This is a genomic window from Amycolatopsis sp. 2-15 (genome assembly GCF_030285625.1).
In the GTDB taxonomy this organism is placed as follows: Bacteria; Actinomycetota; Actinomycetes; order Mycobacteriales; family Pseudonocardiaceae; genus Amycolatopsis; species Amycolatopsis carbonis.
Genome location: NZ_CP127294.1, coordinates 2,193,339 through 2,220,328, shown reverse-complemented (window position 1 = coordinate 2,220,328; position 26,990 = coordinate 2,193,339). Strand labels below are relative to the sequence as shown.

Genomic DNA, 26,990 nt, shown 5'->3' with positions numbered 1-26,990 from the left:
GGGCGTCCGCCTGGGGAGGTTCGGCCGGATGAAGACATCACCGCGCGCACTGTTCGCGGTCCTGCTGCTCGCGGGGTTCCCGCTGCTGGTCCTGGTGATCGTGGTCGGGATCGTGGGCGTCGAGGTCTACGCGCTGTTCCACTCACCGAATTGGGCGCTTTCCTTCGGCATCATCGCCGTGCCGAGCTTCGGGGTGCTGCTGAAGACGGTTTCGGTCTTCGGGCGGACGCCGCGTGCCGTGCACGGCCTGGGCGTGACGCCCGAGGAGCAGCCCGGGTTGTGGGGTCTCGTCCGGGAGCTCGCGGACGAGGTCGGCACGCGGGCGCCCGACGAGATCATCCTGATCCCGGAGGCCAACGCCGGTGTCCAGGACAAGACCCGGCTCCTTCGGCGTCCGCACCGGCAGCTGGTACTGGGCGCGCAGCTCCTCATCGCCTTCCGGCTCGATCAACTACGGGCGGTCCTGGGGCACGAACTCGCCCACTACGACAACGGCGACACGTGGTTCGCGACGGCGACCTACCGCGAGCACCGGTCGCTCGGCCGGACCGTGGCCGATCTCGACCACGCGCAGGGCCTCGACTGGTTCGTCCGGCCCTTGCTCCAGAGTTACGCGAAGCTGTACTTCACCGTCTCGGCGCGGGTCCGCCGCGACGCGGAGTTCGCTGCCGATCTCGGGTCCGTGCGGCTCGCCGGCACGTCCGCTGCGGTGAGCGCGCTGCGCAACGTGGAGACGCTCGACACGGCCTGGGACTTCTTCCTCGACCGCTACGCGACCGCGGGCTGGGCCGCCGGGTTCTTCCCGGGCCGGCTCGCCGAGGGCTACCGGGCATTGCTGGCCGACGACTCGCGGAAAGGCGAGATCGCCGAGGTCCAGAAGAGCTTCGCGAAACGGAAGACCCAACGCTTCGACAACCACCCGGCGATGCCGGAGCGGATCGCCGCCCTCGAATCCGCGCCGGTCGTGCCGCCACCGCCCGGCGGCGAGCGGCCCGCGAGCGAAATCCTGTGCGACGCCGAGAAAACCCTCGACGCCGCTCTGCTCACCGGCCTCATCGACGAGACCCTCACCAAAGAGCGCACCGACTGGGACACCCTGGCTGACCTGGGCGCCCGCCACTCGGCGCGCGAAGCCGCCCTGGGCGTGCTGGGCGGGCGGACGCTGGGCGACGCGCTCGAAATGATCGACGCCGGTGACCCCGGTCCGCTCGCCGCCCCCGGCACCACACCGCCTGCCGGCACCGCGCCCGAGGTGCGCCGGGCGCTCCTCGGTGCCGCGATCCGCCGGCGGCTGTCCCTTGTGGTCACCGCGGCGCTCGCCGACGCCGGCGTCGTTCGCTGGCGGGTGTCGTGGTCCGGGCCACCCGAGCTGGTCGTCGGTGGGCCTGGACAGGAAGCCGTGTCGGCTGCCCTCGACGCCGCGTGCGTCGCCGATCCGGATACAGCGCCGTTGCGGGCACTGCTCAAAGAAGCGGACGTCCCGCTGGACTACCGGCCATCGCGCAACGTCGTCGCGGGCTGAACGAAACCGGCCGCCTCTCCCGGGTTCCGGGTGAGGCGGCCGGTTTCACACCGAAGATCAGCGGTTGCTGGCCACCAGCTCCGCGATCTGCACCGCGTTCAACGCCGCGCCCTTGCGCAGGTTGTCCGTCGCCACGAACAGGGCCAGGCCGCGGCCGTCCGGCGCGCCCGGGTCCTGGCGGATGCGGCCGACGAAGCTCGGGTCCTTGCCCGCCGCCTGCAGCGGCGTGGGGACGTCCGAGAGCTGAACGCCGGGCGCCACCGAAAGCAGCTCCGTGGCCCGCTCCACCGAGATCGGCGACGAGAACTCGACGTTGATCGACAGCGCGTGGCCGGAGAAGACCGGGACGCGCACGCACGTGCCGGACACGAGCAGCTCCGGCAGGCCCAGGATCTTGCGGCTTTCGTTGCGCAGCTTCTGTTCCTCGTCCGTCTCGAACGAGCCGTCGTCGACGACGGAGCCGGCCATGGGCAGGACGTTGAACGCGATGGGCGCCACGTACTTGGCCGGGGCCGGGAAGTCCACCGCCGAACCGTCGTGAGTGAGGGCCGCGGCGCGGGAGGCGACGGCGTTGACCTGGGCGGCCAGCTCGTCGACCCCGGCGAGGCCGCTGCCGGACACGGCTTGGTACGTGCTAGTGATCAAGCGCAGCAGGCCGGCCTCGTCGTGCAGCGGCTTGAGGACCGGCATGGCCGCCATGGTGGTGCAGTTGGGGTTCGCGATGATCCCCTTGCGCGCCTCCTTGATGGCCTCCGGGTTCACCTCGCTCACGACCAGCGGCACGTCCGGGTCGCGGCGGAAGGCCGACGAGTTGTCGATCACCGTCACGCCCGCGGCGGAGAAGCGCGGCGACTGCTCGCGCGAAGTCGAGCCGCCCGCGGAGAACAGGGCGATGTCCAAACCGGACGGATCCGCCGTGGCGGTGTCCTCGACCGTGATCTCCTCGCCCTGCCACGGAAGCTTCGTTCCCGCTGACCGGGACGACGCGAAGTAGCGCATCTCGTCCACCGGAAAACCGCGCTCCGCCAGCAGTTTCCGCATCACACCGCCGACCTGGCCGGTCGCCCCGACCACTCCGACGCGCAGACCGTTGCTCATCAGCGACCACTCCCCGCGTAGACGACGGCTTCTTCGTCGCCGCCGAGCTCGAACGCCTCGTGGATCGCACGCACGGCGTCGTCGAGCTGCGCGTCGCGGATCAGCACCGAGATGCGGATCTCCGAGGTGTTGATGATTTCGATGTTGACGCCCGACTGCGCGAGCGCCTCGCAGAACGTCGCCGTGACACCGGGGTGCGAGCGCATCCCCGCGCCGACGAGCGAGACCTTGCCGACGTGGTCGTCGTACAGCACGGTCTCGAAGCCGATCTCGCCCTTGACCTTCTCGAGCTCCTGCACGGCCTTGGCGCCGTTGGCCTTCGACAGCGTGAACGTGATGTCGGTGCGACCCGAGATCGTGCTGGACACGTTCTGCAGCACCATGTCGATGTCGATCTCCGCGTCGGCGATCACGCGGAAGATCCGGGCGGCCGCCCCGGCGTGGTCCGGCACGCCGGTGACCGTGATCTTGGCCTCCGAACGGTCGTGTGCCACACCGGTGATCAGCGCTTGTTCCACGGGGATCTCCTCGATTGACCCGGTCACGGTGGTGCCCGGCTTGTCGCTGTAGGAAGAGCGGACTCGGATCGGCACGCCGTAGCGGCGCGCGTACTCGACCGAACGCAGGTGCAGGATCTTCGAACCGCTCGCGGCGAGCTCCAGCATCTCCTCGTACGGGATGGTGTCGAGTTTCCGCGCGTCCGGCACGATCCGCGGGTCGGCGGAGTACACACCGTCCACATCGGAATAGATCTCGCACACGTCGGCGCCCAGCGCCGCGGCGAGCGCGACGGCGGTGGTGTCCGACCCGCCGCGGCCGAGCGTCGTGATGTCCTTGGTGTCCTGGGAAACACCCTGGAACCCAGCCACCAGCGCGATGTAGCCCTGTTCCAGCGCCTCCGTGACGCGGCTCGGCGTCACGTCGATGATGCGCGCGTTGCCGTGCACCGACGTCGTGACGACACCCGCCTGCGAACCGGTGAACGACCACGCCTCGGCGCCGTGCGCGGAAATCGCCATGGCGACCAGTGCGTTCGAGATGCGCTCACCGGCGGTGAGCAACATGTCCATCTCCCGCTCCGGCGGCGCGGGGTTCACCTGCTGCGCCAGGTCGAGCAGCTCGTCGGTGGTGTCACCCATCGCCGAGCACACCACCACGACGTCGTTGCCCGCCTTTTTGGTGGCGACGATGCGTTCGGCGACGCGCTTGATCCTGTCGGCACTTTCCAGCGACGATCCGCCGTACTTCTGGACCACGAGGGCCACAGCCCGAACCTCCTTGACGGGCCGGGTCTGCTCCTGGTGGGCACCGAGGAGCCCCCGCGTCCCTTCACTTGGGCGAAACTCTACCGGGGCCGACCGCGCTCGCCACTCAATCGAGTGGCGGCGCACACCGATCGAGGGTGTGTCGGAAGTAAATCTTCCTTAACACCACCGAAATGTTCGAAGCCCTTCCTCCGGAGTGATGGAGAGCACTCCCGCCGTACTACGGTGCGGGACGTGCGCAAACCCGCCGAGACGAGCGTCCCCGTGATCCCGGCCATCGCCGAGCGCTGGAGCCCCCGCGCCTTCGACGCGACCGCCGAGGTGTCCCCGCAGGAACTGACCACCTTGCTGGAGGCCGCGCGCTGGGCGCCGTCCTTCGGCAACACCCAGCCCGCGCGCTACCTCGTGGGCCGGCGCGGCGACCCCACGTTCGCCCGGATCCTGGCCGCGCTGAACAGCGGCAACCAGGCGTGGGCGTTCCGCGCGGGCGCGCTGCTCGTGGGCGTGATGGTGACCACGAACGAGAAGGGCGAGGTCCCCTACGCCGAATACGGGCTCGGCCTGGCGAGCGAGAACCTGGTGCTGCAGGCCGTGGACCTCGGCCTGATCGCGCACCAGATGGCGGGCTTCTCCGCCGACGCGGTCCGCTCGTCGTTCGGCTTGCCGGAGGGCGCCGTGCCGCGCGTGGCCATCGCCGTGGGTCACGCCGCCGAGGCCGAGGTGCTGGAGGACGAGCGGCGCATCGAGCGCGAGCTCAAGCCGCGGCAGCGCGTTCCGCTGAGCGAGTTCGCGTTCAGCGGTGAATGGGGCACGCCCGCGTTGGGTGACTGAAACCGCCGGACGACTGATCGCATTCGCTTCGCACCGCTAAGTAATGTCGCGCGACTGGGGAACCGCTGATCGGGGCACCGCATCGAAGCCGGCAACACACTGGGTGGACACGAGGAGAGAACGATCATGCGTAGTCGTGTGCTGGCGGTCCTGGGGGTCTCCGCGGCGGTACTGGCGCTGGCCGGCTGCGGGAGCGAGATGAACGGCACGCCTTCGGCCGCGTCCGGCGCCCCCGCGCAGAGCCAGAGTCAGAGCAGCGCTCCCCAGTCGAGCCCGGAAGCGCCGCCGAGTGCGCAGCAGAACTCGTCGTCGGACGGAAGCGTCACGCCGCAGGGCACCAAGCTGAAGCTGGGTGACAAGGCGATCGTGCCGTTCAAGTCGGAGGGCAAGACCGGCACGATCGGGGTCACCGTGAAGTCGATCGACAAGGGCGTCGAGGCCGACCTCGCGCTGCTCGACCTGGGTGACAAGGCGAAGGGCATGACGCCGTACTACGTGCGCGTCACCGTCTCGAACGAGAGCGGCACGGACTTCTCCTACACCTCGCTCGGGCTGATGAACGCCCTGCTCCCGGACGGTTCCGAAGCGCAGGGGGTGTCCGTGATCGGCACATTCGACAAGTGCGACAGCGGAGACGCGGGCAAGGCCTTCACCACGAAGGGCGCGACCTACGACAGCTGCGTGCTCGCGGTGGCGCCGGCCGGCACGACGGTGACCGGTGCGTCGTACAACGAGGGCGAGTACAGCGACCAGGCGCCGGGCACGGACTACGGCAGCAAGCCGATCACCTGGCAGAGCTGACCCGGAGCTGACCCGGTACGAACGGGCCGTTCGCGCCAAGGCGGGGACGGCCCGTGACCGCGGTCAGGAAGAGATCCCGCCGCCGATGCGGCGGAGGATCTTCGCGACGATCCCGGACACCACGAGCCAGAAGATCGCCGCGATGCCGTAGTTGACCAACACCCTGAGTTTCGCGTCACTCGGGGTGAAGAGGTCCTTGAAGCCGATCGAGAGGCCGTCGGCCCAGCTTCGGACGAACGAGACGATTCCGTTGTCCGGATTGGCCTCGCCGACGGTGAAGATCACGTGCAGCACGAGGATCGCGGCGAAGATCAGCCCGACCCACCGCACGAGCGTGGCGAGGAACGAAAACGCCTGCTCACGGGTGCGTCGCCAATCGATCTCGGCGCGCTTCGGCCGCGGCTCGGTCTCCGCCTCGGGTGCCTGTTCCGCGTGCTCGCCCATGCCCGGCAGTCTGACACGTCACACCCCCGCCCGCTACCCGCTGGTAACACCCGGTGGGCACCGCACGTAACAGTTCGATCGCGGAGGTGACTTCACAACGGCCGCGTTCCGTGGTTAAGGTGACCTCGTGGCGCGTGCTCTCCTGCTTCGCTGCCGCGACGGGGCCTGACCAGACCGGCTCCTCGTCGCGGGGCTTTGTGGTGCCGGTCGTAAGCACCCACCTCGTCAGGAGACGTCTTCACCCATGGCCACGAACGACCCCCGCACGAATACCTCCCGCGTTCGCACGCCGTCGCGCCCCGCACCCGCGGACCAGCCCCGGTGGAACCCGCAACGCGGCACGTCGATGCCCGTCCACCGCTACAAGCCCTGGTACGAGCTGATCGAGAACATCGACCTGCCCGACCGCACCTGGCCCTCGAAGCGCATCGAGCGCGCGCCGCTGTGGTGTGCGGTGGACCTGCGTGACGGCAACCAGGCCCTGATCGACCCGATGTCGCCGGCGCGCAAGCGCAAGTTCTTCGACCTGCTCGTACGCATGGGCTACAAGGAGATCGAGGTCGGGTTCCCCGCCGCGTCGCAGACGGACTTCGACTTCGTCCGCGAGATCATCGACGAGGGCGCGATCCCGGACGACGTGAGCATCCAGGTGCTGACGCAGTGCCGCCCCGAGCTGATCGAGCGCACGTTCAAGTCGCTCGAGGGCGCGCCGCGCGCGATCGTGCACATCTACAACTCGACCTCGATCCTGCAGCGCCGCGTGGTGTTCCGCGAGGAGCGCGAGGGCATCAAGAAGATCGCGACACAGGGCGCGGAAATGGTCCTCGAGCTGGCCGCGAAGCAGCCGGACACGGACTTCCGCTTCCAGTACTCGCCCGAGTCCTACACCGGCACCGAGCTGTCGTACGCGCTCGAGGTCTGCAACGCCGTCACCGAGATCTGGCAGCCGACGCCCGAGAAGCCGGTGATCCTGAACCTGCCGGCGACCGTCGAGATGGCGACGCCGAACGTCTACGCCGACTCGATCGAGTGGATGAGCCGCAACCTGGAGCGCCGCGACTCGGTGATCCTGTCGCTGCACCCGCACAACGACCGCGGCACCGGCATCGCCGCCGCCGAGCTGGGTTACCAGGCCGGCGCGGACCGCATCGAGGGCTGCCTGTTCGGCAACGGTGAGCGCACCGGCAACGTCGACCTCGTCGCGCTGGGCATGAACCTGTTCAGCCAGGGCATCGACCCGCAGATCGACTTCTCGGACATCGACGAGATCAAGCGCACCGTCGAGTACTGCAACCAGCTGCCCGTGGCCGAGCGCACGCCGTGGGGCGGCGACCTGGTGTTCACCGCGTTCTCCGGCAGCCACCAGGACGCGATCAACAAGGGCCTCGACGCGCTGAAGGACGCGGCCGACAAGGCCGGCGTGCCCATGGACGAGTACCCGTGGGAGGTCCCGTACCTGCCGATCGACCCGAAGGACGTCGGCCGCACGTATGAGGCCGTGATCCGCGTGAACTCGCAGTCGGGCAAGGGCGGCGTCGCCTACATCATGAAGGCCGAGCACCAGCTCGACCTGCCGCGGCGCCTGCAGATCGAGTTCTCCAAGGTGGTGCAGGCCTACACCGACACCGAGGGTGGCGAGGTCGACCCGACCACGATGTGGAACGCGTTCTCGACGGAGTACCTCGAGCCGCGCACGCCGCTGCAGCTGGTGCGCCAGCGCGTGACCGACAACGGCGGCGGCGAGTACGACATCGAAGCCACGGTGACCGTCGACGGCGACGAACACGACATCACCGGCCGCGGCAACGGTCCCATCGCGGCCTTCTTCGACGCCCTGTCCACCGTCGGCTTCGACCTGCGGCTCCTGGACTACAGCGAACACACCCTGACCCCGGGCGACGACTCGCGCGCCGCGTCGTACATCGAGTGCGCGATCTCCGACCGCGTGTTCTGGGGCGTGGGCATCGACCCGTCGATCGTGGCGTCGTCGCTGCGCGCGGTGGTGAGCGCAGTCAACCGCGCGAACCGCTGATTTCGTTGTTGTTGCGGTGAAAGCGGAGAGGTTGGTCGCGCTGCTGTTCACGCTGCAGCGCCGCCGCAGTGCGACCGCCTCCGAGCTCGCCGCCGAGCTGGGTGTGTCCGAGCGAACGATGCACCGCGACCTGGCGGCTTTGCGAGACGCCGGCGTTCCACTGTGGACGGAGCAGGGGCGGCACGGCGGCTACCGCCTTGTCGACGGTTGGCGGGCCGGCCTCGATGGGCTGACCGCGCGGGAAGCCGTGGCACTGTTCGCTTTGGGAGCGCCGGAAGCGTTGGCCGGGTTGGGGTTGGACACCGCCGGCAGCGCCGCTCGGGCGAAGGTCTCGGCGGGGATGCCGGCCGAGCTGCGGGAACACGCGGCGCTGGTGGCCGGCCGGTTTCACCTGGACGCACCGGGGTGGTTCGGTGGCGCTGACGAGCCGGCTTGTCTTTCGGCCGTCTCGCGCGCGGTCTGGACGCAGCGCCGGCTCGCGATTTCCTATCAGCGCAAGGACAAAGTCGCCACCCGGGTGCTGGAACCGTTGGGGCTCGTGTTGAAGGCGGGGGTGTGGTACCTGGTAGCGCGGGTCGAGAACGCCTACCGCACGTATCGCGTCTCCCGGATCCTTGACGCCGACGAGCTCGCCGAGACCTTCGACCGTCCCGCCGATTTCGACCTCCCGACGTGGTGGCGCGCTTCCTCCGCGACTTTCGAACAGGTCTCTCGCCCCGTGCGGGTGCGCGCCCGACTCAACCGGCCGGCGGTCCGCGGACTCCGCCGCGTCTTCGGCGGCGAACACCTCGCGGACACCGTCCTCTCACTGGCCGAGCCGGACGCCGACGGCTGGGCGCTGGCCGAACTCGCGTTGGAAGGCGGCGAGATCGCCCTCGGTCAACTGGTCGCGTTGAGCCCCGGCGTCGAAGTCCTCGACCCGCCGGAGCTTAGGGCCGCCCTCGCCGACATCGGCACCGAACTCGCCGCCCGCAACGCTCAGCGGTAGCCGCTCACCTCCGCGGGCTTCCCGACGTCCGCCACTTCCACCAGGTACCGCCACGCGTCCGGGCGGCTGCCGTCCACGTCGTCGACGTCGTAGGCCTGCGCGAGTTGGCCGCTGCTCACCGTTTGGCCCGACCACCGGGCCCGGGCCGGGTCCGCGGCCAGGGCGGCGATCGTGCGGCCGCAGAACGTCGGGGATTCCGAGATCGCGAAGTGCGGCTCCTTCACCACCGCGTCGCGCCAGTTGGACTCCGTGACGCCGTAGACCTCCAGCATCGCCTCTGAGCGCAGCCAGCCGGGGGTGAACGCGACGGCCGTGCAGCCGAACGGGGCCAGCTCGGCCGCCTCGCCGATGGCCAGCGGGTGGGCCGAGGACTTCGCCAGGTAGAACGGCAGCGAGGTCCCTTCCCGATACCGCGCGTTGTACGAGGCGGTGCCGTCCGTCAGCTCCACGACCAGGCCGCCCGGGCGGTCGATCATCAGCGGCAGCAGGTGGTGGCTGGTGATGAGGTGCGCGTCGATCGCCAGGCGGATCATGCGCAGGCCCGCGTCGAGGGAGTGTTCCCAGACGGGTTTACCCCATTCCAGGTGGCGGTCGCCGCCCCAGAGGCCGTTGACGAGGATGTCCAGGTGGTCCAGCCGAGAGGCCAGAGCCGCGACGTCGGCGGGCATGAGGTGGTCGACGCGAACAGCCTCGGCCTGGCCGCCTGCCTCGACCACAAGCGAAACTGTCTCCTCGATCGTCTCCGGACGGTCCACTTCGGACCGAGCCGAGCCCGACGTACGGCCGGTCACGTAAACGAAGGCCCCCGCTCGCCCCAGCTCGACAGCGATCGCGCGGCTCGCACCGCGTGTGCCGCCCGCGACGAGGGCGATTTTTCCCGAAAGGTTCATGCGGACCACCGTCGCGGTCAACCATGACACCCGCTGTCATGGTTAATCCAAGCTGTGTGCCGCCTGTGCCTTGCTGTGAGTACTCGGTGAACCGGACTCATCCGCGCGCGTACGCGGTTAATGGGAGTGTGGACGCAACGACGGCAGGGCTCGTGGTGCTGTTCGTCGTCTCGCTGGTGCCCCTGCTGCCCACCGAGGTGACGATCCTCGGCATGGGCATCGCAGCCGCGCAAGGCGGGACGTCGCTGGCCGTGGTGATCGCCGTCGCCACCGCCGGGTGCCTGGTCGGCGACCAGGCCCTCTACGCGCTGGGCCGCTTCGGCGGCGCGCGGGTGCTGGAACGGCTCAGCCGGCGCCGCAAGATGGCCGCCGGCCTGGCCTGGCTCGACGGCCGCCTCCAACGCCACCCGCGCCCGATCCTGGTCCTCGCCCGCTGGCTGCCCTCGGGCGGCACGGTCGGGGCGCTGCTGGCCGGCTCGCTGCGCTGGCCCATGGGCGAGTTCTTCAGCGCGTCGGCGATCGGCATCACGCTGTGGACGTCATACGTCGCCTTCCTCGGCTACGCCGGCGGCGAGCTCATCGACGAACCGGTGGTCAGCATGCTGCTCTCTTTCGGCGTCGCGACCCTGCTGGGCGTGGCGATCACGTTCGGCGTCCGCCGCGGAGCCCGCAGCTAACCCGTCAACGCCGCCACTTCCGCCCGCAGCTGGGCGATCACCGTCGCCACCGCGGGCCGCGACAACGCACCCCGCCGGCACACCACTTCGACCAGCCGCGCGACGCGGATCCCGGCCAGCGGACGTCCGACCAGACCATTGCCCCGCCGCGTGTCCATCGTGTAGCGCGGCAGCAACGCGATGCCGTGCCCCGCCGCGACGAGCCTCTCGGTGATGCGGAAATCATTGATGCGCTGGACGATCTGCGGCCGCACCCCCGTGCGCACGGTCAGCGACCGCAGCACGTCGTCGACCGGGAACCCGTGGTCCACGGAGATCCAGCGTTCGTCGGCGAGGTCCGCGAGATCGACCCGGCGCCGCCGGGCCAGCACGTGCCCCGCCGGCAGCGCAACGTCCAGTGGCTCCCGCAGCAGCGGCACCACCTCGAGCCGATCGGAGGTGAACTCGCCGGCGTGCTCGTCCCGGTGCGTCACGACCACGTCGTAGTCCGCGACCAGCGCCGGCACGTCCGAAGGCGTCATGTCGACATCGCGGACGTCCACCTCCAGGCCGTCGAACGCCGCGACGCGCGTGAGCAGCCCCGGCAACAGCATCAGCCCGGCCGACTGGAAGATCGCGATCCGCACCCGCCCACGCGGCGCGCTGCGATACGTGTCGAGCTCGGATTCCGCACGATCCAGCGCCGCGAGCACCTCGTCGGCGCGCGCGACGAGCGCCCGGCCGGCGTCCGTGAGCCGCAGACCACGGCCGTCCGGCTCGGTCAGCGGCAGGCCGACCTCCGCCTGAAGCGCGCGCAGCTGCTGCGACACCGCCGAAGGAGTGCAGTGCAGGGCCCTCGCCGTGGCCGTCACGCTGCCGCGGTCCGCGAACTCCCGCAATGTCCGGAGTCTTCCGAGGTCCACATTGTCCACCTTATGTGAAGCAGGGCTACATGGTCGTTGCAGTTTTTCTCGCTGGTCCTTCACGATCCGCGGCTGCACAGTGGAGGACATGCCCGCACGTGACCGTCTCCTCGCCGTGCTCGTCGCCGTGCTGTGGGGCTGCAACTTCCTCGCCATCCACGCCGCATTGGGCCAGTTCCCGCCGATGTTCGCCGGCGCGCTGCGGTTCGCGCTGATCGCGATCCCGACGATCCTGTTCGTGCCGTGGCCGAAGGTGAAGCTGCGCTACCTGCTCGGCTACGGCCTCGGGTTCGGCACCGGCCAGTTCGCGTTCCTGTTCGTCGCCATGGATCTCGGCATGCCGACGGGCCTGGCTTCGCTGGTGCTGCAGGCGTCCGCGCCGTTCACCGTGCTGCTCGGCGCCGTGCTCCTGCGCGAACGCGTGTCCGGCCGCCAGCTCGCCGGCATCCTGCTGGCCGTCGCCGGCATGACGGCGATCGCGTGGCAGCAGTCCTCGCACGCCGCGCTGGTGCCGGTGATCCTGACGCTGCTGGCCGCGTTGAGCTGGGCGTTCGGCAACCTCGCGGTGCGCCGCGCGACGCCCGACAACCCGGTGCACCTCATGCTGTGGATGTCCGTGGTGCCGCCGCTGCCGATGCTCGCGCTGTCCTTCGTCTTCGAAGGCCCGACAGCCGGCTGGCACTCGCTCACGACGCTCGGCACCACCACCGGTCTCATCGGCGTCGCGGGCATGGCCTACGTGATCGTGTTCGGCACCGTCGTCGGCTCCGGCATCTGGACCACGCTCATGAAGCATCACCCCGCCGGCGTCGTCGCACCGTTCTCGCTGCTCGTGCCGGTGGTCGGGCTCACGGCGTCGTACTTCGTGCTCGACGAGGTCCCGACGGTGCTCGAGATCGTCGCCGCCGCCGTGGTGATCGGCGGGGTGCTGCTCGGGAGCCTGCGGCGCAAGCCGGTCGAGCTGCCCGACGAAGACCTGCTACCCGCCGGGGCCTGAGGCCGGCGGGGCGAGGCGGGCGTCGAGCTGGCTCCACGCGGCCAGCGCCACCAGCGCGGCCAGCCCGAACACCGCCGCCAGCCCGATTCCGGACGCCGCGGCGCCGGCCAGCGGTGACGCCGCGGTCTGCCCGACACCGAGACCCACGAACGACCACGTGACCCCGCGAGCCGGGCGCGTGGGGAACAGGCGGGCGGCCCACAGGATGCACAACCCGGTGAGGGCCATGTAGGTGCTGCCGAACAACGCACTCGAGACCAGCGCGCCGGGCAAGCCCGGTCGCGGCAAGGCCAGCAGCGCGAGGCCGGCCGCCGCCAGCGTCCACGTGACGAGGTTGGCGGTCCGCAGCCCGACGCGCTCGGCGGCCCGTCCGGCCAGCCCGCCGAGCAGCCCGGCCACGCCGATGGTGAACCAGCACCAGGTCGCCGCAGTCGGACTGAGGCCCGTCGCGGTGAGCCGGGAGCTGGAGAAGGTCCAGTACGGCGCGCTCGTCGCCCCGATGAGGACGGAGTTGACCACGAGCGGGACCAGTCCGTGGACCGGCGCGAAGATCTCGGCGGCCGCGGGCGGGCGGGGCAACGTCCGCCAGGCGAGCACCGTCATCGCCGCGGCGAGCACGGCGAAGCCCGCCCAGATCGAGGACCAGCCGAAGGCCAGCAGCGGCGTGAACGCCGACGCGGCCAGGCCGAGCCCGGTCCCGGTGTTGGCCCAGGTCTGCGCCCGGACCCGGTGGCGCGTCCCGACGGTTTCCCCGATCAGCTGCGCGACGCCGGGCGAAACCAGGCCCGCGCTGCCGCCCGCGAGGACGATTCCGGCGCCGAACACGGCCACGTTCGGCGCGGCCGCCATGAGCCCGAGCCCCGCCGCCGCCAACGCGCCGGCCAGCAGCACGGTGCCGCGCGCGGACCGCGTGGCCGTGCGCAGGGACAGCAGCAGCCCGACGCCGTAGCCCGCGGTCGACAGTCCGCCCAGCACGCCGACGCCGACGGTCGTGAGCCCGAACGTCTCGCCGAACCGGGGCACGAACAGCCCGTAGGCATAACGCGCGAACCCGTAGCAGAGCGCGATCACGCCGGCGCCGACCGCGGCGGTGGCCCACCACCGCGCGGTTGTCTCTTCGTTGATCCCGACCACGTCCGCAACCAAACAGACAGGTCTGTCTGTTGTCAACCGGTGCTAAGGTCTGGACTGGTCAAACCCGAGACCGAACAGTCTGGAGGAGACGTGAGCCGGACCCGGCCCGGCGACGCGGGAGCCAAGGTGCTCAAGGCGGCGTCGACGTTGTTCTACCGCGACGGCATCCACGCCGTGGGCGTCGACACCGTGGCGGCCGAGGCCGGCGTGACGAAGGCCGCGCTCTACGGCAACTTCGGTTCGAAGAGCCGGCTGGTCGTCGCCTACCTGCGGGAACGGGACCGGCAGTGGCAGGAGGAGATCGACCGCATCACGGCCGCGCACACCGATCCGGCCGAGCGGGTCCTGGCGGTGTTCGACGTCTACGAAGCCTGGCTCTCCCGCGACGGCTACCGCGGCTGTGGCTTCCTCAACGCCACCTCGGAGTTCCCCGACCCGGCCGACCCGGTGCGCGAAGTAGTCCGCCACCACAAGACGGCGCTGCACGGCTACCTGTTGACGCAGCTGCACCGCAGCGGCGCCAACCAAGCCGAAACCCTGGCCGACGAGCTGATGCTGGTGCTGGAGGGCGCCGCGGTCACGTCCGTGGTCACCCAGGCCTCGCGGCCATTCCACACGGCCAAGCGGCTCGCGGCGACGCTGATCTCACCGCCCGCGCCTTAGGCGACGGCGTCGTCCTTCTGCTCCGCCGGCTCCGGGTGGTGGCGCGCCATGCGCTTCTTCAGCACCAGCGTCACGATCACGCCGATGACCAGCGCGGCGCCGAGGCCTGCCCACTGGAAGCCCTTGAGCCACTTGTCCGCGACCACGCCGAGGTAGTAGATCAACGCGGTGGTGCCGCCGGCCCAGACGATGCCGCCCAGGGCGTTCGCGATGAGGAAGCGCGGGTAGTGCATGTTCAGCGAGCCCGCCAGCGGGCCGGCGAGGATGCGCAGCACGGCGACGAACCGGCCGAAGAACACGGCCCACATGCCGCGTTTCTGGAACATCCGTTCGGCGTTCGCGATGTGCTGTGGCCCGAAGTGTTTGGGGAACTTCCGGCCCGCCCAGTCGAAGAGGCGTTTGCCGCCCTTGCGGCCGATGAGGTAGCCGATGCTGTCGCCGATGATGGCGCCCGCGCTGGCCAGGACGCCGATCCACAGCGGGTTGAGCCCGCTGTGCGAGGAGGCGAGCAGCGCGGCGCTCACGAGCACGATCTCGCCGGGCAGCGGGATGCCGAGGCTCTCGACCATCACGACGAGCCCCACCAGGAGGTAGACCGACAGCGGAGGGATCGCCTCCAGCACGTGGTCGATGTTCACTACCCCTACCCCCTGCGGCTTGCCGGTCTTTGCGTGCTTCCGCAGAGTACCGGGGCCCTGGTGCGCGGGCGTCACCCTTCAGTCGGGGGTGGGGTCCGACTTGAGTCAGGGTTTTCCGGTCATATCAGACAAAGCACGCGCCTCCAGGTGTCTGCGCTCGGGGAGGCTCAACGTCCGCCGGGCCGCCGCGGCGTAGTACTCCCGGGCGGCGTCGAGATCACCCGCGAGCTCCAGCAGGTGCGCGCGGACGACGTCGACGCGGTAGTGGTCCGGCGGCTCCGACGCGTCGAGCTCGGCCAGCGCGACGGCCGGGCCCTCGACCATCGCGAGCGCCACGAGCCGGTTGAGCGTCACCATCGGTCCCGGCGCGACCTGGCGCAGCAGGTCGTAGAGCAGCAGGATCTGCGGCCAGTCGGTGGCCTCGGCCGACGCCGCCTCGTCGTGGACGGCGGCGATCGCGGCCTGCAGCTGGTACGGACCGACGGGCGCGGTCGCGAGCGTGTGGGTGATCAGCGCCGTGCCCTCGGCGATGGCGTCGGCGTCCCACCGCGAGCGGTCCTGCTCCGCGAGGGGGACCATCGTGCCGTTCTCGCCGAGGCGCGCTGCCCGGCGCGCGCCGGTGAGCAGCATCAACGCCAGCAGGCCGGTGACCTCGCCGTCGTCGGGGAGCTCGGCGTGCAGCTGCCGCGTGAGCCGGATGGCCTCGGCGGTGAGCTCCACGCGGTCGACGGCCGAGCCCGCGCTGGCCGTGTGCCCCTCTGTGAAGACCAGGTACAGCACCTGCAGCACGGCGGCGACGCGAGCGGGCCGTTCGTGCTCCGGCGGCAGGCTGAACGACGTGCCCTTCACCTTCTGCTTCGCGCGGCTGATGCGCTGGCCGATCGTCGGCTCCGGCACGAGGAACGCCCGCGCGATCTCCGCCGTAGTGAGGCCGCCGACGGCGCGCAACGTCAGCGCGACCTGCGAAGGCCGCGTCAACGCCGGGTGGCAGCAGAGCAGCAGCAACGTGAGCGTGTCGTCCACGGCCGGCGCCGGGTCCGGGTCGGGTGGCGCCAGTGCGGCCACGGCCTCCTCACGCCGTTGCCGGGCGGAATCGCTGCGCCACAGCTCGATCCGTCGCCGCGAAGCGGTGGTGATGAGCCACGCCTTGGGGTTGTCCGGCACGCCGTCGCGCGGCCACTGCACGGCGGCGGCGAGCAAGGCCTCCTGCACGGCGTCCTCGCACGTGTCGAACCCGCCGTAGCGGCGCACGAGCGCGGTGAGAACCTGCGGCGCCAGCTCGCGCAGGAGACCCTCGATCACAGGTCTCCCAGGTCGAAGTCCACATCGCCGGTCAGGCCCATCACGGGCCGCACCTCGATCGTCGCGTACGGCGCCTCCGGGATCCGCGCCGCGATCTCCAGCGCGCGGTCCGCGGAGTCACATTCCAGCAGGTAGAAGCCGGCGAGCTGTTCCTTGATCTCCGCGAACGGGCCGTCGGTGGTGCTCACCTCGTCGTCGCGCACGATGACCTGCTTCGTGAGCTCGGGCGCGGCCAGCCGTTCGGAGACGATGCGCTCGCCGGAGCCGTCGAGGTCGTCGTTGAACTCGACGTACGCGCGCAGGCCCGCGGCCTTCTGCTCGTCGCTCATGCCCGCCCACACCGAGCGCGACGCCGGGTTGCCGTAGATCAGGACCAGGTACTTCATCGGGTGCCTCCTCGAAATCGTCGTCACCCGGGATGTCGAAGCCACGCGGACGGCTTCGACGTCCCCGGTGAACGCATCCGGCGAAGGAACCAAGGAGAGCACAGAATGTCCGAAAACGAGATCCGTGACCTGCTGGCCGAGCGCACCGCCGCCATGTCCGCCAAGGACCCCGCGCGCCTGGTCGCGGGCTACGCGCCGCAAGCCGTGAAGTTCGACCTCGCGCCGCCGCTGCGCACCACCGGCGCGTCGGAGGAGTTCCTCACCAAGTGGTTCGGCACGTTCGACGGCCCGGTGACCTACGAGTACACCGACGTCGAAGTGACCGAGTCCGGCGACCTGGCCTTCACCACGGCGCTGGCGAAGATGTCGGCCGTGCCGGTGGGGACGAGCGAACCGTTCACGCTGTGGTTCCGCTCCACGCTGGCCTTCCGTCGCGTCGAGGGCGCGTGGCGGATCGTGCACGAGCACAACTCCACGCCGTTTCACATGGACGGCTCGTTCCGCGCGGCCGTCGATCTGCAGCCGTAAAACGCAGTGAAGGGCACCTCGAGGAGATCGAGGTGCCCTTCCCGCCCAGCGGTTACAGGATTTCGGTGATCGTGCCGATGTCCGGCGCCGCGTCCGGGCTCAGCACCCCGGTGAGCTCCACCAGCTCCGGCTCCACGTCGTGCGGCTGGATGCGGCCGTCGCGGATGTCCTCGGCGTAGTGGCACGCCACGCGGTGCCCGGCGCCGATCTCGCGCAGCTGCGGCCGGTCGGTGTCGCACAAGCTCGCCTGCCGCCACGGGCAGCGCGTGTGGAACCGGCAGCCCGTGGGCGGGTTGGCCGGCGAGGGCAGGTCGCCCGCGAGCAGGATCTGCTCCCGGGTGTCCTCCACGACCGGGTCCGGCACGGGAATCGCCGAGAGCAGCGCGCGCGTGTACGGGTGCAGCGGGTTCTCGTACAGCTCCGCCGAGGTGGTCTCCTCCACCAGCGCGCCCAGGTACATCACGCCGATGCGGTCGGAGATGTGCCGGACGACGGCGAGATCGTGGGCGATCACCACGTACGTGAGGCCCAGCTCGTTCTGCAGGTCCTCCAACAGGTTCACGACCTGTGCCTGCACGGACACGTCGAGCGCGGACACCGGCTCGTCGGCCACGATCAGGTCCGGCTCCACGGCCAGCGCCCGCGCGATCCCGATGCGCTGGCGCTGCCCGCCCGAGAACTCGTGCGGGTACTTGCGCAGCGCCGTCTCGGGCAGGCCGACCGCGCCCAGCAGCTCACGCAGCCGCTGGTCCGTGGCGGCTTTGTCCTTGGCCAGCCCGTGCGCGCGCATGCCTTCGAGCAGGATCGACTCCACCGGCTGCCGAGGGTCCAAACTGGACATCGGGTCCTGGAAGATCATCTGCATCCGGCGCCGGGCCTTGCGCAGCTTCTCGCCCTTGAGCTGGGCGACGTCTGTGCCGTCGAATACGACCTTGCCGGCCGTCGGCTCGCTGAGCCGCAGGATCGCGCGGCCCAACGTGGACTTGCCGCAGCCGGACTCGCCGACCAGGCCGTAGGTCTCGCCGCGGCGGATCGACAGGTCGACGCCGTCCACCGCGTACACGTGCCCGACCGTGCGGTCGACGACGATGCCGCGCTTGATCGGGAAGTGCACCTTGAGGTCGGTGACCTCCAGCAGGACCTCGTCCTGTGGCTCGTTGATCACCTCGGTCATCGGGTCCCTCCAGCGGTGGCCACGGCGGGCTTCACCGGGTTGTGGCAGCGCAGCAGGCCGTTGTGGTCGGGCACGAGCTGCGGCGAGCGCTCCTCGCACACCTGCAACGCGTTGGGGCAGCGCGGCGCGAACGCGCACCCGCCGTCCCACGGGATGTTGTCGGACACGGAGCCGGGGATCGGCACGAGCTTCTCGCCCCGCCCCACGTCGAGGCGCGGGATCGAGGCCAGCAGCCCGTGGGTGTACGGGTGCCTCGGCTCGGCGAACAGCGCGTGACGCTCGGCGCGCTCCACGATCTTGCCGCCGTAAAGCACGTTGACCTCGTCGCACAGACCGGCGACGACACCGAGGTCGTGGGTGATCATGATCAGCGCGGTGCCGGTGTCCTGCACCAGTTCCCGCAGCAGCGCCAGGATCTGCGCCTGGATGGTCACGTCGAGCGCGGTCGTCGGCTCGTCGGCGATGAGCAGCCGCGGCCGGCACGCGAGCGCGATCGCGATGAGCGCGCGCTGGCGCATCCCGCCCGAAAGCTGGTGCGGGTACTCGGAAAGCCGCCGCGTCGGGTCGGGGATGCCGACCTTGTCGAGCAAGTCGGTGGCCTCGACTTTGGCTTTGCTGCGCGACAACCCGCGGTGGCGTTCGAGCACCTCGGTGATCTGCAACCCGATCGGGATCACGGGGTTGAGCGAGGACAGCGGGTCCTGGAACACCATGCCCAGGTCGCGCCCGCGCCGGTCGCGCATGTCGCGGTCGGAGATCTTCAGCAGATCGGTGCCCTCGAACGACACCGAACCGCTGACCTTGTTACCGCGCTTGGCCAGTAGCCGCATGATCGCCAGCGACGTCACCGACTTGCCGCAGCCGGACTCGCCCACGAGCCCCACTGTCTGGCCGGGTTCGACGTCGAAACTGACGCCGTCGACCGCGGCGAACGGCTTCTCACCGCGGCGCTGGAACACGACCGTGAGGTCGCGGACTTCGAGGAGTGCCATGGGTTACCGCCGGTTCTTCGGGTCGAGGGCTTCACGCAGGGACTCGCCGAGCAGCGTGAACCCGAGCGCCACCACGATGATCGCGATGGCCGGGTAGTAGGCGAGCTCCGGGCGGATGTCGAGGAACTGGCGCGAGGCGTTGCCCAGCATCAGCCCCCACTCCGCGCGCGTCGGGTCCGGGTCGCCCAGGCCGAGGAACGACAGCGCCGCGGCCTCCAGGATCGCGGTGGCCAGCGTGAGCGTGGCCTGCACGATCACGGGGCCCACCGAGTTGGGCAGCATGTGGCGGAAGACGATCGTGCCGCGTTTGACGCCGAGCGACGTCGCGGCCAGCACGTGGTCGGCTTCCCGTTGTGCCAGCATCGAACCCCGCAGCAGCCGCGCGAAGATCGGCACACCGATGATCGATACGGCCAGGATCACCGTCCACTGGCTCGGCTTCGCGAACAGCGCCGCGATCGAGATCGCCAGCAGCAGTGAGGGGAACGACAACAGCACGTCGACCAGTCGCATGAGGACGGTGTCGACCCAGCCGCCGAACGCACCGGCGAGGCCGCCGATGATGACCCCGATCAGCACGCCGATCACGGTGGCGAGCACGCCGACCAGCAGCGTCTGCTGCGCACCGACGATGAGCCGAGACAGGAAATCGCGGCCGAAGTCGTCGACGCCGAGCGGGAAGCCCGGGCTCGGGCCGGGGATGATGCCCTTGCCGAGCTCGACCTGGTCCTGCAGGTAACGGATCTGCGGGTCCTTCGGCGCGATCAGCGGCGCGAAGATGGCCAGCAGCAGGAACAGCAGCGTGATCACGCCACCGGTAATGGCGACCGGGCTGCGCAGCATGCGCCGGAACGCTTCGGCCCCGAGGCTGCGCCCACCCGCCGACGCCGCGGCGAGCTTGTCGATCGGTTCTTTCTTCTTGGCAAGCAAAGTGTTCATCGCACACGCACCCTCGGGTCGATGATCCCGTACGAGATGTCGACCAGCATGTTCACCAGCACGTACACCAGAGCCCCGAACAGCAGCAGAGCCTGCAGCCGGGGGTAGTCACGCCGTTCGATGCCTTCGGCCAGCAGGAAGCCGAGGCCGCGGAAGTTGAAGACCCGCTCGGTCAGCACCGCGCCGCCGAGCAGCGCGCCGGTCTGCAGGCCGATGGTCGTGACCACCGGCAGCAACGCGTTGCGCAGCACGTGCCGGCGCCGGATCACCGACTGCGTCAGGCCCTTGGAGTTGGCCGTGCGGAGGAAGTCTTCGTTGAACACGTCGAGCACCGACGCGCGCGTGATGCGGGTGATCACCGCGAGCGGGATGGTCGCCAGCGCGAAGGCCGGCAGGATCAGGTGCTTGATCGCGTCCCAGACGGCGTCCCACTCGCCCGTCATGATGCCGTCGAGGATGGCGAAGTTGGTGATGCTCGTGGCGTCGATGCCCGCGGCCTGGCGGCCTTGTGACGGCAGGCCGAGCGGAGCGGCCAGCAGGTCCTGCATCGTGTAGCCGAGGAAGAACACCGGCACCGCGACACCGACGAGCGTCAGCACGATGATGATGTTGTCCGGCACGCCGCCGCGGTAGCGCGCGGCCAGGTAACCGAAGGGCACCCCCACGACGATCGCGATGATCATCGCGGAAAGCCCGAGCTCGATGGTGGCGGGGAGGAACGTACCGATCTCGCCCATCACCGGCTGGGCCGAGACGAGGGAGTTGCCGAAGTCGCCGGTGACGGCGCGGCCGAGGAACTTGAAGTACTGCAGGATGATCGGCTGGTCCAGACCGAGCACGTGGTTGAGGCTGGCGATCTTCTCCGGCGTCGCCTTGTCACCCAGGAGCGCGGCCGCCGGGCCGCCGGGCAGGGAACGCAACCAGGCGAAGACCAGGATGGACAGGATGAGGAGCGTCGGAATCGCTTGTAGCACCCGACGCACTAAGAAACGGAGCACTTGTAGTCCTTTGTGTACAGCCCGGGAACGTGGGCAAGGGGGCAGGCGCGGTAGCGCCTACCCCCCAGCCCGGCTGCTCAGCGGAGCACGTCAGCCGATCGTGACGTTGTTGAAGCGTTCGTCGGTGAGCGGGCTGGCCACCACACCCTTGATCTTCGGTCCGACCACGATCGCCGGCGTCGGGTAGGCGATCGGGATCGCGGGCAGGTAGTCCATGATCTGCTTGTTCACGCCCTGGTAGGCCTTGGCGTGCGCGTCACCGGCCGGCGAACCGTCGGCCGCGGCGAGCGCGTTGAACAGCTCGGGGTTGTTGAACCCGAACTCCTTCTTCTCGCGGCCGAAGAACGTGCCGACGAAGTTGCCGGCGTCGTTGTAGTCACCGGTCCAGCCGAGCAGGTGCAGGTCCTGCTTGCCGAACTTCTGCACGTCGTCCTTGTAACCGCCGTTCCACGGCTCGGCCACCGGCTGGATGGTGATGCCGATGTTCTTCAGGTCCTCGGAGATCGAGGTGAACGTGTCGGCCGGGTTCGGCATGTAGGGCCGGGTGACCTCGGTCGGGTAGTAGAACTTCAGCGTCAGGTTGCTGGCGCCGGCCTCGGCGAGCAGCTGCTTGGCCTTCGCCGGGTCGTACGGGTACTTGGTGACGTCGTCGGTGTAGCCCGAGATGGCCTTCGGCACGAACTCGGTGGCGACCTCGGAACCCTCGGCCAGCTTCGACTTCACGAACTGCTCGCGGTTGATGCCGTAGGCCAGGGCCTGGCGGACACGCACATCCTTGAGCTTCGGGTTGCCGGACTGGTTGATGCCCAGGTACAGGACGTTGAACGAGGGGCGGATGAGAACCTGCTCACCCTCGTTGCGCAGCAGCCCGTAGTCCGACGGCGCCGGGAAGTCGTAACCCTGGATGTCGCCGGCCTTCAGGGCCTGCTTACGGGCGTTCTCGTCGGGGATGACCTTGAAGATCAGCTTGTCGAGCTTCGCCGGCTCCGTGCTGGAGTCGTTACGCACCAGCGTGATCTCGCCCTTGCCCTGGTCCCAGTTGTCGAACTTGAACGGGCCGGTGCCGGTCACGTGCTTGTACGCGTAGTCGCTGTAGGCGAACGAGTCGCCGGACTGGGTGACCTTGTCCGCGTCGTACTGCTTGAGCGCGGTCGGGCTCTGCATCGCGAACGACGGCAGCGTGAAGGCGGCGGGGAACGCGCCCTTGGCCTTGTTCAGGTTCACGACCGCGGTCGCCGGGTCCTTCGCCTCGCAGCTCTTGAACACGGGGTCGCCGCCGGCGTCGCCCTCGTTCTTCGCGAAGCCCTCGAAGACGTCGCCGTAGTAGATCATCTGGCTCTGGGCGGCGGCGCCTTTCATGTTGTACCAGCGGTTGAAGTTGAAGCAGACCGCGTCGGCGTTGAACTCCGTGCCGTCACTGAACTTCACGCCCTGCTTGAGGGTGAAGGTCCAGGTCTTGCCGTCGTTGCTCGACTCCCACTTCGTGGCGAGCGAGGGCTCCAGCTCCGCGGTGCCCTGCTTGTTCTGGATCAGCGTGTCGAGCATCTGGCGCGTGATCCGGAAGGTCTCGCCGTCGTCGTTGAACACCGGGTCGAACATCTTCGGGTTGCCGGTGTCGCCGAAGACCATCGTGCCTCCGGTGCCACCGCCTCCGGCCTCGTCGCGCTTCGACTCGGCGCACGCGGTGAGCGAGACCGCGAGCACCCCGGCAAGCCCGATCAGGGCCGCTCGACGTGTTCGGGTCAGGCGCAATTGCTGCATCTGGCACCCCTTGGGAGATGTTCGGTGTCAAGAACCGTCCGGTCGGTCAGGAACTCTCGGACGTTCGGTGTGCTCGCCGACACTAGCGGGAACTCGGCTTGCACTTAAGCACGTGAGGTTACGATCGCGCTACGTAAGGGCCAAAGTCACCGCAATGTGTCGAGAATTGTGTACGTAACGTGACGAATTTTGTCGCATTAGTACTTAGAGTGGCACTATGGCCACTCTAATGGCCTAGTACCGAAGCAGGTTTTCGGGTCGTTTCGGACGCGCGGTGACGATCAAGCCAGTCTGGTTTGTGCCGATTCGGGTGTGCCGTCGACGGCGAACCAGCCTTGTTCGAACAACTGCCAGCGACGCAGGTGGGCGCGCGACGCCTCACCATCACGGGCCACGGCGCGCTCCAGCCGTTCGGACTGGCTGCCGCCCTCGATCCAGCACAGGTGTGACAGCCGCGAACGCACCGACCGGCGGCCGCTGGACACGCCTTCCAGCACCAGAACCTCAGGCACCTCAACGGTCACGAGCTCACCCGGTCGTGGCTCCCCGCAGGTCCAGTCCACCCGTTGGTACTCCCCGGCCCGCCCGGCTGAAAGCGGTTCCAGCACGCCGCGTTCGAGCTGCGGCCACCACGCCACGGGGTTGTCCCAGGTCGCGAACGCGTCCGTACTCACGAGTGCCGCCTGCGGTCCCAGCTCGGCCACCACCACTTCGGCCAAGGTCGACTTGCCGGCCCCGGACGGCCCGTCGACCGCGAGCACACGAACGCCGCCCAGCCGAGGCGGGGCGGCGAGCAGCGCGGAGATCAGCGAACGCGTGCGGCGCTCACTTCGGGCAGGCCCTTGACGTCGTCGGGCGTGGCCGTCTTGGCCTCCAGCGCCTCGATTCGGGCCGCGAGCTCCCGCTTGGTGTCCTCGAGCTCGCAGCGCAGCAGCGCCGTCTCCTCGACGGAGGTCCGGACCTCTTCCTCCAGGTGCCCGACCTCGGTGGACAGGTGCAGCGCGACGAGTGCGAGGACGACGCCGGCCAGGAGGAACACGAAGTTCGACGGGGTCTGGACCCCCGTGATCTTCGCCAGGAACTCCGCGGCCTGCGGAATCACCGCGAGCACCACGACACCAACGGCGACCACGAGCCACACGCCCGCGTACTTCTCCCGAAGCTTCCGGCGCCGCATCATCTCGAGGACGACGAACAGCACCAGGCACGCGACGACGATGCTCAGTACGCGCCAGCCGGCCATGAATTCCCCTTACGCTGCGTCGGACGAGTCGACGGACGGACGGCGACGGACGAGCGCCAGCAGCAGCGCGAGCCCGGCGCGGGAGAGGTACACAGCCGATTTCACCGGCGAGTGGCTGGGCGTGCCGGCGACACGCTCACGCATCACGACCGGTACCTCGGCGATCGTGAGCTTGCCCCGGATCGCCATCACGAGCGATTCCACGGTGTCGCCGAGATACTCGGCCGGGTAGTAGTTCGCGAACATCCGGATCGCGCGCGGTCCCATGGCCTTGAAGCCCGACGTGACGTCGGTGATCTTCCGCCTGGCCAGACGCGAGAAAACGAGCGAGAGCGCGACCATCGCGTATTTACGCGGGCCGACGGCGCGGTAGGCGCCCTTGCCGGCGAAGCGGGAGCCGATCGCGATGTCGGCGCCCTCGTCCAGAGCCGCGAGCAGCGCGCCGACCTCTTCGGGGTCGTGCTGGCCGTCGGCGTCCACCTGCACCACGACGTCGTAGCCACGGGCGGCGGCGTACCGGAAGCCGGTGCGCATCGCGCCGCCGACGCCGAGATTCACGGCGAGCCGGGCGACTTCGGCACCCGCGGCACGCGCGAGCTGCGCCGTGGCGTCCACCGAGCCGTCGTCGACGACGAGGATGTCCATCCCCGGCAGGGACGACTTGACCTGGCTGATGACGGAGCCGACGCTGGCCTGCTCGTTGAGGGCGGGCATCACGATCAGAACGCGTCGGGTGCTCACGGAAGTGGTGGACACGGAGATCACTCTAACTTCTCACTGACCGTGAGGGGCGGCGGACCCGGGAGAGGCACCGGCCGCGACGACGCCCTGCTGGCCTTCGATCTGGTAGATCGTGGCCCCGTCGTTGCGGAAGACCTCGTGGAAGTCCGGACCGGCGACGATGTCGGCGACCCCGACGGACTGCTCGGCCGTGGGCGTCGCCTTGCCCTTGCCCACGATGACGTAGCGCACGTGCAGGTCGGTGAGGTCCTTGCGCACCTGCGGGTACTGCTCGATGTCGTCCAGCCACACGGACAGGTAGCCGGCCTCGGTGTCCGGCTCGGCCCCGTAGAAGGTCCACTCCACCGGGGTGACCCCGGCCAGCGCGTACATCCACACGGAACCGTCGGCCTTGTCGTTCATCACGCGCTCGCCGGGCGAGGTGTGCTGGCCCAGCCACTGGTAGGCGGCTTCCTCCGCCTTCGAGACGGTGGGGCCGTCGCCGTAGTTGATCTCCAGGCGCGCGGTGTTGCGTCCGATGTAGCCGCCGCGGCTCAGCCCGCCCACGACGAGGGCGATGAGGACCGCCCCGATCAGGCCGAGCGTGGCCGGCTGCAGCTTCACGCGCGAGCCGACCTTGCGCGCGAACCAGCCCGAAACCGTGTGGGTGAACTCGCCGAACGCGACGCTGCCCGCCAGCGGCACGAGGGCCGCGATGCGCCAGTGGTCGTTGTAGAAGACGCCGGTGATCGTGTGGATCAGCGGCGTCTCGAGCGAGACGGTGGCCGCGAACAGGCCGCCGAACACGATGTACGCGCCGACCATCCACATCATCCGGCGGTGACGCACCATCAGGAAGACGCCGATGATGGCCGGGATGCCGATCCACCACTGCGGGAAGTCGGCCATCGGGGAGAACGTGATGGTCTCGCCCAGACCACCGCTGACCGTGGCTTCCGAAGCCCACGTGGCACTCGTCACGCCGCCGACGTTGTAGAGCGAAGGCAGCACGAGCGGCACGCCCAGCACCGCGGCGAGCACCACGGTCGCGATGAGCGACGGGCCGGAGCGGCGCCAGTCGATCTTCTCCCAGCGGAACAGCACCGCGAGCAGGATGAGGATGAAGTAGACGGCGATCACGAACACGATGCTCGTGTGCAGGCCCGTGAGCCCGGCCACGCCGACGCCGATCGCGACGGGACCGGCGATGCCCATCGGCTTGAGCAGCAGCTTGGCGATGGCCAGCATCGCGGGGATCATCGCGACGCCCGCCACGTACGGCCACAACGGACCACGCCACAGCGAGTCGTACGGGAACGCGGTGAACCACGTCGTCACGGCCGCGGCGGCCGCGATGCCCAGCGGCGGCATGTGCCAGGCCCGGCACATGGCGGCGACACCGAGCGGCACGCTGAGGATCACGGCGAGCACCGCGAGGTTCAGCGTGGGCATCATCGTGAGCCCGGCCTTGTCGAACACGAGGGCGAGCAGCGCGTGGTAGGTGTCGGGGTAGAAGTAGTCGGTCTGGTTGGGCAGGTTGGCGATCGTGCCCACAGTGGACGGCCGCGCGTCGCCGTGCTCGGCGATCCAGCGCACCAGGTTCGCGTGGAACGGCGCGTCCCAGCCCTGCTGCACGCGGTCGATGCCGTTGGTCCCGCGGAAGAACGTGACCGCGCCCACGGCCATGCCGACGAACACGCCCAGCCCGATCAACACGTGGTCGCGCACCGAGCGCGCGGGCTTCTCCTCGGGCTCGCGCTCCGGGTGACGGCGCGCGGTGAAGCGGCGCACACCGAAGCCGATCGCGAAGCCGACGAGGGCCAGCACTACCGTCCACAGTGCCACGTCGAGCAGGTTCCAGCGGATGCCGAGGTCACCGAGCACCGGCACCCCGAGCGCGACGATGCCGAACGTCAGCAGCGGCCCCGCGGCGGCGAGCGTCCACCCGCGCAGCCCGATGGCGGCGCCGAACACCAGCCCAGGCACCCAGAAGGCGAGCAAGATCAGTACTACGTTCATCGGATTCGCTGTCCAACCCTTACCGGCTCTTCACACCGACTTGGCC

27 protein-coding genes are annotated in these 26,990 nt (G+C 69.6%); 9 read left to right on the top strand and 18 right to left on the bottom strand.

All coding sequences use genetic code 11. From position 1 onward, the window contains the following. The first annotated feature begins 28 nt into the window (after positions 1-28). Positions 29-1,522: a M48 family metallopeptidase gene (locus QRX50_RS10840; protein WP_285971822.1), complete on the top strand. Its 1,494-nt coding sequence runs from the start codon at positions 29-31 to the stop codon at positions 1,520-1,522. 57 nt (positions 1,523-1,579) lie between these two features. On the opposite strand, the gene QRX50_RS10835 is transcribed toward QRX50_RS10840, so the two are convergent. Next, positions 1,580-2,620, bottom strand: a complete 1,041-nt coding sequence (locus QRX50_RS10835; protein WP_285971821.1) for an aspartate-semialdehyde dehydrogenase — start codon at positions 2,618-2,620, stop codon at positions 1,580-1,582. Then, on the bottom strand, positions 2,620-3,885 hold the full coding sequence (locus tag QRX50_RS10830) for an aspartate kinase (protein WP_220244908.1): 1,266 nt from the start codon (positions 3,883-3,885) through the stop codon (positions 2,620-2,622). Before QRX50_RS10830 ends, QRX50_RS10835 begins: the two co-directional genes overlap by 1 nt. A gap of 234 nt (positions 3,886-4,119) precedes the next feature. On the opposite strand from QRX50_RS10830, the gene QRX50_RS10825 reads away from it, so the two are divergent. Then, complete coding sequence (locus QRX50_RS10825; protein ID WP_285971820.1) at positions 4,120-4,716, top strand: nitroreductase family protein; 597 nt, start codon at positions 4,120-4,122, stop codon at positions 4,714-4,716. A gap of 126 nt (positions 4,717-4,842) precedes the next feature. After that, the gene (locus tag QRX50_RS10820) at positions 4,843-5,517 is read left to right on the top strand and encodes a hypothetical protein (RefSeq protein WP_285971819.1); all 675 of its coding nucleotides are present in this window, start codon (positions 4,843-4,845) and stop codon (positions 5,515-5,517) included. A 63-nt stretch (positions 5,518-5,580) separates the two neighbouring features. Here QRX50_RS10820 and QRX50_RS10815 read toward each other — a convergent pair whose 3' ends face one another. Next, entirely contained in the window at positions 5,581-5,961 is a 381-nt protein-coding gene (locus QRX50_RS10815) for a hypothetical protein (RefSeq protein WP_285971818.1), read from the bottom strand. Positions 5,962-6,205: 244 nt separating this feature from the next. Between QRX50_RS10815 and leuA the strand changes: the two genes are divergently transcribed. Both leuA and QRX50_RS10805 read left to right on the top strand, forming a co-directional pair. Beyond that, entirely contained in the window at positions 6,206-7,993 is a 1,788-nt protein-coding gene (gene leuA / locus QRX50_RS10810; protein ID WP_285971817.1) for a 2-isopropylmalate synthase, read from the top strand. 16 nt (positions 7,994-8,009) lie between these two features. Continuing rightward, positions 8,010-8,981 (top strand): helix-turn-helix transcriptional regulator, encoded by a 972-nt coding sequence (locus tag QRX50_RS10805; RefSeq protein ID WP_285971816.1) that lies wholly within the window; start codon positions 8,010-8,012, stop codon positions 8,979-8,981. On the opposite strand, the gene QRX50_RS10800 is transcribed toward QRX50_RS10805, so the two are convergent. Then, positions 8,972-9,871 carry an SDR family oxidoreductase gene (locus tag QRX50_RS10800; protein WP_285971815.1) on the bottom strand — a complete coding sequence of 300 codons (900 nt, stop codon included), beginning with the start codon at positions 9,869-9,871 and terminating at the stop codon, positions 8,972-8,974. The two genes, QRX50_RS10805 and QRX50_RS10800, sit on opposite strands and share 10 nt — an antisense overlap. A gap of 128 nt (positions 9,872-9,999) precedes the next feature. On the opposite strand from QRX50_RS10800, the gene QRX50_RS10795 reads away from it, so the two are divergent. Further along, complete coding sequence (locus QRX50_RS10795; RefSeq protein WP_285971814.1) at positions 10,000-10,548, top strand: DedA family protein; 549 nt, start codon at positions 10,000-10,002, stop codon at positions 10,546-10,548. Here QRX50_RS10795 and QRX50_RS10790 read toward each other — a convergent pair. Then, the gene (locus tag QRX50_RS10790; RefSeq protein ID WP_285971813.1) at positions 10,545-11,450 is read right to left on the bottom strand and encodes a LysR family transcriptional regulator; all 906 of its coding nucleotides are present in this window, start codon (positions 11,448-11,450) and stop codon (positions 10,545-10,547) included. The two genes, QRX50_RS10795 and QRX50_RS10790, sit on opposite strands and share 4 nt — an antisense overlap. Before the next feature lie 88 nt (positions 11,451-11,538). Here QRX50_RS10790 and QRX50_RS10785 point away from each other — a divergent pair, with 88 nt between their 5' ends. Then, positions 11,539-12,447, top strand: a complete 909-nt coding sequence (locus tag QRX50_RS10785; RefSeq protein ID WP_285971812.1) for an EamA family transporter — start codon at positions 11,539-11,541, stop codon at positions 12,445-12,447. Here the strand turns inward: QRX50_RS10785 and QRX50_RS10780 are convergent. Further along, positions 12,430-13,581, bottom strand: a complete 1,152-nt coding sequence (locus QRX50_RS10780) for an MFS transporter (RefSeq protein WP_285971811.1) — start codon at positions 13,579-13,581, stop codon at positions 12,430-12,432. The genes QRX50_RS10785 and QRX50_RS10780 overlap by 18 nt on opposite strands. Before the next feature lie 90 nt (positions 13,582-13,671). Between QRX50_RS10780 and QRX50_RS10775 the strand changes: the two genes are divergently transcribed. Further along, the gene (locus QRX50_RS10775) at positions 13,672-14,244 is read left to right on the top strand and encodes a TetR/AcrR family transcriptional regulator (RefSeq protein ID WP_285971810.1); all 573 of its coding nucleotides are present in this window, start codon (positions 13,672-13,674) and stop codon (positions 14,242-14,244) included. Here the strand turns inward: QRX50_RS10775 and QRX50_RS10770 are convergent. The 3 genes from QRX50_RS10770 to QRX50_RS10760 form a co-directional block, all read right to left on the bottom strand. Further along, positions 14,241-14,882: a DedA family protein gene (locus tag QRX50_RS10770; protein WP_285971809.1), complete on the bottom strand. Its 642-nt coding sequence runs from the start codon at positions 14,880-14,882 to the stop codon at positions 14,241-14,243. The two genes, QRX50_RS10775 and QRX50_RS10770, sit on opposite strands and share 4 nt — an antisense overlap. Positions 14,883-14,987: 105 nt before the next feature. Continuing rightward, positions 14,988-16,184 carry an RNA polymerase sigma factor gene (locus QRX50_RS10765; RefSeq protein WP_285971808.1) on the bottom strand — a complete coding sequence of 399 codons (1,197 nt, stop codon included), beginning with the start codon at positions 16,182-16,184 and terminating at the stop codon, positions 14,988-14,990. Then, the gene (locus tag QRX50_RS10760) at positions 16,181-16,570 is read right to left on the bottom strand and encodes a YciI family protein (RefSeq protein WP_285971807.1); all 390 of its coding nucleotides are present in this window, start codon (positions 16,568-16,570) and stop codon (positions 16,181-16,183) included. Before QRX50_RS10760 ends, QRX50_RS10765 begins: the two co-directional genes overlap by 4 nt. A 105-nt stretch (positions 16,571-16,675) precedes the next feature. Here QRX50_RS10760 and QRX50_RS10755 point away from each other — a divergent pair, with 105 nt between their 5' ends. Continuing rightward, positions 16,676-17,098 (top strand): YybH family protein, encoded by a 423-nt coding sequence (locus QRX50_RS10755; RefSeq protein ID WP_285971806.1) that lies wholly within the window; start codon positions 16,676-16,678, stop codon positions 17,096-17,098. Positions 17,099-17,150: 52 nt separating this feature from the next. Here QRX50_RS10755 and QRX50_RS10750 read toward each other — a convergent pair whose 3' ends face one another. From QRX50_RS10750 to QRX50_RS10710, 9 genes are all read right to left on the bottom strand, one after another. Next, on the bottom strand, positions 17,151-18,272 hold the full coding sequence (locus tag QRX50_RS10750) for an ABC transporter ATP-binding protein (RefSeq protein ID WP_285971805.1): 1,122 nt from the start codon (positions 18,270-18,272) through the stop codon (positions 17,151-17,153). Beyond that, positions 18,269-19,264, bottom strand: coding sequence for an ABC transporter ATP-binding protein (locus tag QRX50_RS10745; protein WP_285971804.1), 996 nt, complete (start codon positions 19,262-19,264; stop codon positions 18,269-18,271). The genes QRX50_RS10750 and QRX50_RS10745 overlap by 4 nt, the downstream gene beginning before the upstream one ends. A 3-nt stretch (positions 19,265-19,267) precedes the next feature. Further along, complete coding sequence (locus QRX50_RS10740; RefSeq protein ID WP_285971803.1) at positions 19,268-20,203, bottom strand: ABC transporter permease; 936 nt, start codon at positions 20,201-20,203, stop codon at positions 19,268-19,270. Further along, positions 20,200-21,201: an ABC transporter permease gene (locus QRX50_RS10735; RefSeq protein WP_285971802.1), complete on the bottom strand. Its 1,002-nt coding sequence runs from the start codon at positions 21,199-21,201 to the stop codon at positions 20,200-20,202. The genes QRX50_RS10740 and QRX50_RS10735 overlap by 4 nt, the downstream gene beginning before the upstream one ends. Before the next feature lie 90 nt (positions 21,202-21,291). Continuing rightward, positions 21,292-22,962 (bottom strand): ABC transporter substrate-binding protein, encoded by a 1,671-nt coding sequence (locus tag QRX50_RS10730; RefSeq protein WP_285971801.1) that lies wholly within the window; start codon positions 22,960-22,962, stop codon positions 21,292-21,294. Between the two features lie 281 nt (positions 22,963-23,243). Then, positions 23,244-23,723 (bottom strand): uridine kinase family protein, encoded by a 480-nt coding sequence (locus QRX50_RS10725; protein ID WP_285971800.1) that lies wholly within the window; start codon positions 23,721-23,723, stop codon positions 23,244-23,246. Between the two features lie 44 nt (positions 23,724-23,767). Further along, on the bottom strand, positions 23,768-24,205 hold the full coding sequence (locus QRX50_RS10720) for a DUF2304 domain-containing protein (RefSeq protein WP_285971799.1): 438 nt from the start codon (positions 24,203-24,205) through the stop codon (positions 23,768-23,770). Positions 24,206-24,214: 9 nt separating this feature from the next. Further along, complete coding sequence (locus QRX50_RS10715; RefSeq protein ID WP_285974419.1) at positions 24,215-24,919, bottom strand: glycosyltransferase family 2 protein; 705 nt, start codon at positions 24,917-24,919, stop codon at positions 24,215-24,217. Positions 24,920-24,979: 60 nt separating this feature from the next. Then, positions 24,980-26,944 (bottom strand): DUF6541 family protein, encoded by a 1,965-nt coding sequence (locus QRX50_RS10710; protein WP_285971798.1) that lies wholly within the window; start codon positions 26,942-26,944, stop codon positions 24,980-24,982. Positions 26,945-26,990 lie beyond the last annotated feature (46 nt).

Bases quoted from the DNA above. Each gene is read 5' to 3' on its own strand.
- QRX50_RS10840 (WP_285971822.1), top strand. From the start codon at position 29: ATGAAGACATCACCGCGCGCACTGTTCGCGGTCCTGCTGCTCGCGGGG.
- QRX50_RS10835 (WP_285971821.1), bottom strand. From the start codon at position 2,620: ATGAGCAACGGTCTGCGCGTCGGAGTGGTCGGGGCGACCGGCCAGGTC.
- QRX50_RS10820 (WP_285971819.1), top strand. From the start codon at position 4,843: ATGCGTAGTCGTGTGCTGGCGGTCCTGGGGGTCTCCGCGGCGGTACTG.
- QRX50_RS10815 (WP_285971818.1), bottom strand. From the start codon at position 5,961: ATGGGCGAGCACGCGGAACAGGCACCCGAGGCGGAGACCGAGCCGCGG.
- leuA (WP_285971817.1), top strand. From the start codon at position 6,206: ATGGCCACGAACGACCCCCGCACGAATACCTCCCGCGTTCGCACGCCG.
- QRX50_RS10800 (WP_285971815.1), bottom strand. From the start codon at position 9,871: ATGAACCTTTCGGGAAAAATCGCCCTCGTCGCGGGCGGCACACGCGGT.
- QRX50_RS10785 (WP_285971812.1), top strand. From the start codon at position 11,539: ATGCCCGCACGTGACCGTCTCCTCGCCGTGCTCGTCGCCGTGCTGTGG.
- QRX50_RS10760 (WP_285971807.1), bottom strand. From the start codon at position 16,570: ATGAAGTACCTGGTCCTGATCTACGGCAACCCGGCGTCGCGCTCGGTG.
- QRX50_RS10755 (WP_285971806.1), top strand. From the start codon at position 16,676: ATGTCCGAAAACGAGATCCGTGACCTGCTGGCCGAGCGCACCGCCGCC.
- QRX50_RS10750 (WP_285971805.1), bottom strand. From the start codon at position 18,272: ATGACCGAGGTGATCAACGAGCCACAGGACGAGGTCCTGCTGGAGGTC.
- QRX50_RS10745 (WP_285971804.1), bottom strand. From the start codon at position 19,264: ATGGCACTCCTCGAAGTCCGCGACCTCACGGTCGTGTTCCAGCGCCGC.
- QRX50_RS10740 (WP_285971803.1), bottom strand. From the start codon at position 20,203: ATGAACACTTTGCTTGCCAAGAAGAAAGAACCGATCGACAAGCTCGCC.
- QRX50_RS10730 (WP_285971801.1), bottom strand. From the start codon at position 22,962: ATGCAGCAATTGCGCCTGACCCGAACACGTCGAGCGGCCCTGATCGGG.
- QRX50_RS10720 (WP_285971799.1), bottom strand. From the start codon at position 24,205: ATGGCCGGCTGGCGCGTACTGAGCATCGTCGTCGCGTGCCTGGTGCTG.
- QRX50_RS10715 (WP_285974419.1), bottom strand. From the start codon at position 24,919: ATGCCCGCCCTCAACGAGCAGGCCAGCGTCGGCTCCGTCATCAGCCAG.
- QRX50_RS10710 (WP_285971798.1), bottom strand. From the start codon at position 26,944: ATGAACGTAGTACTGATCTTGCTCGCCTTCTGGGTGCCTGGGCTGGTG.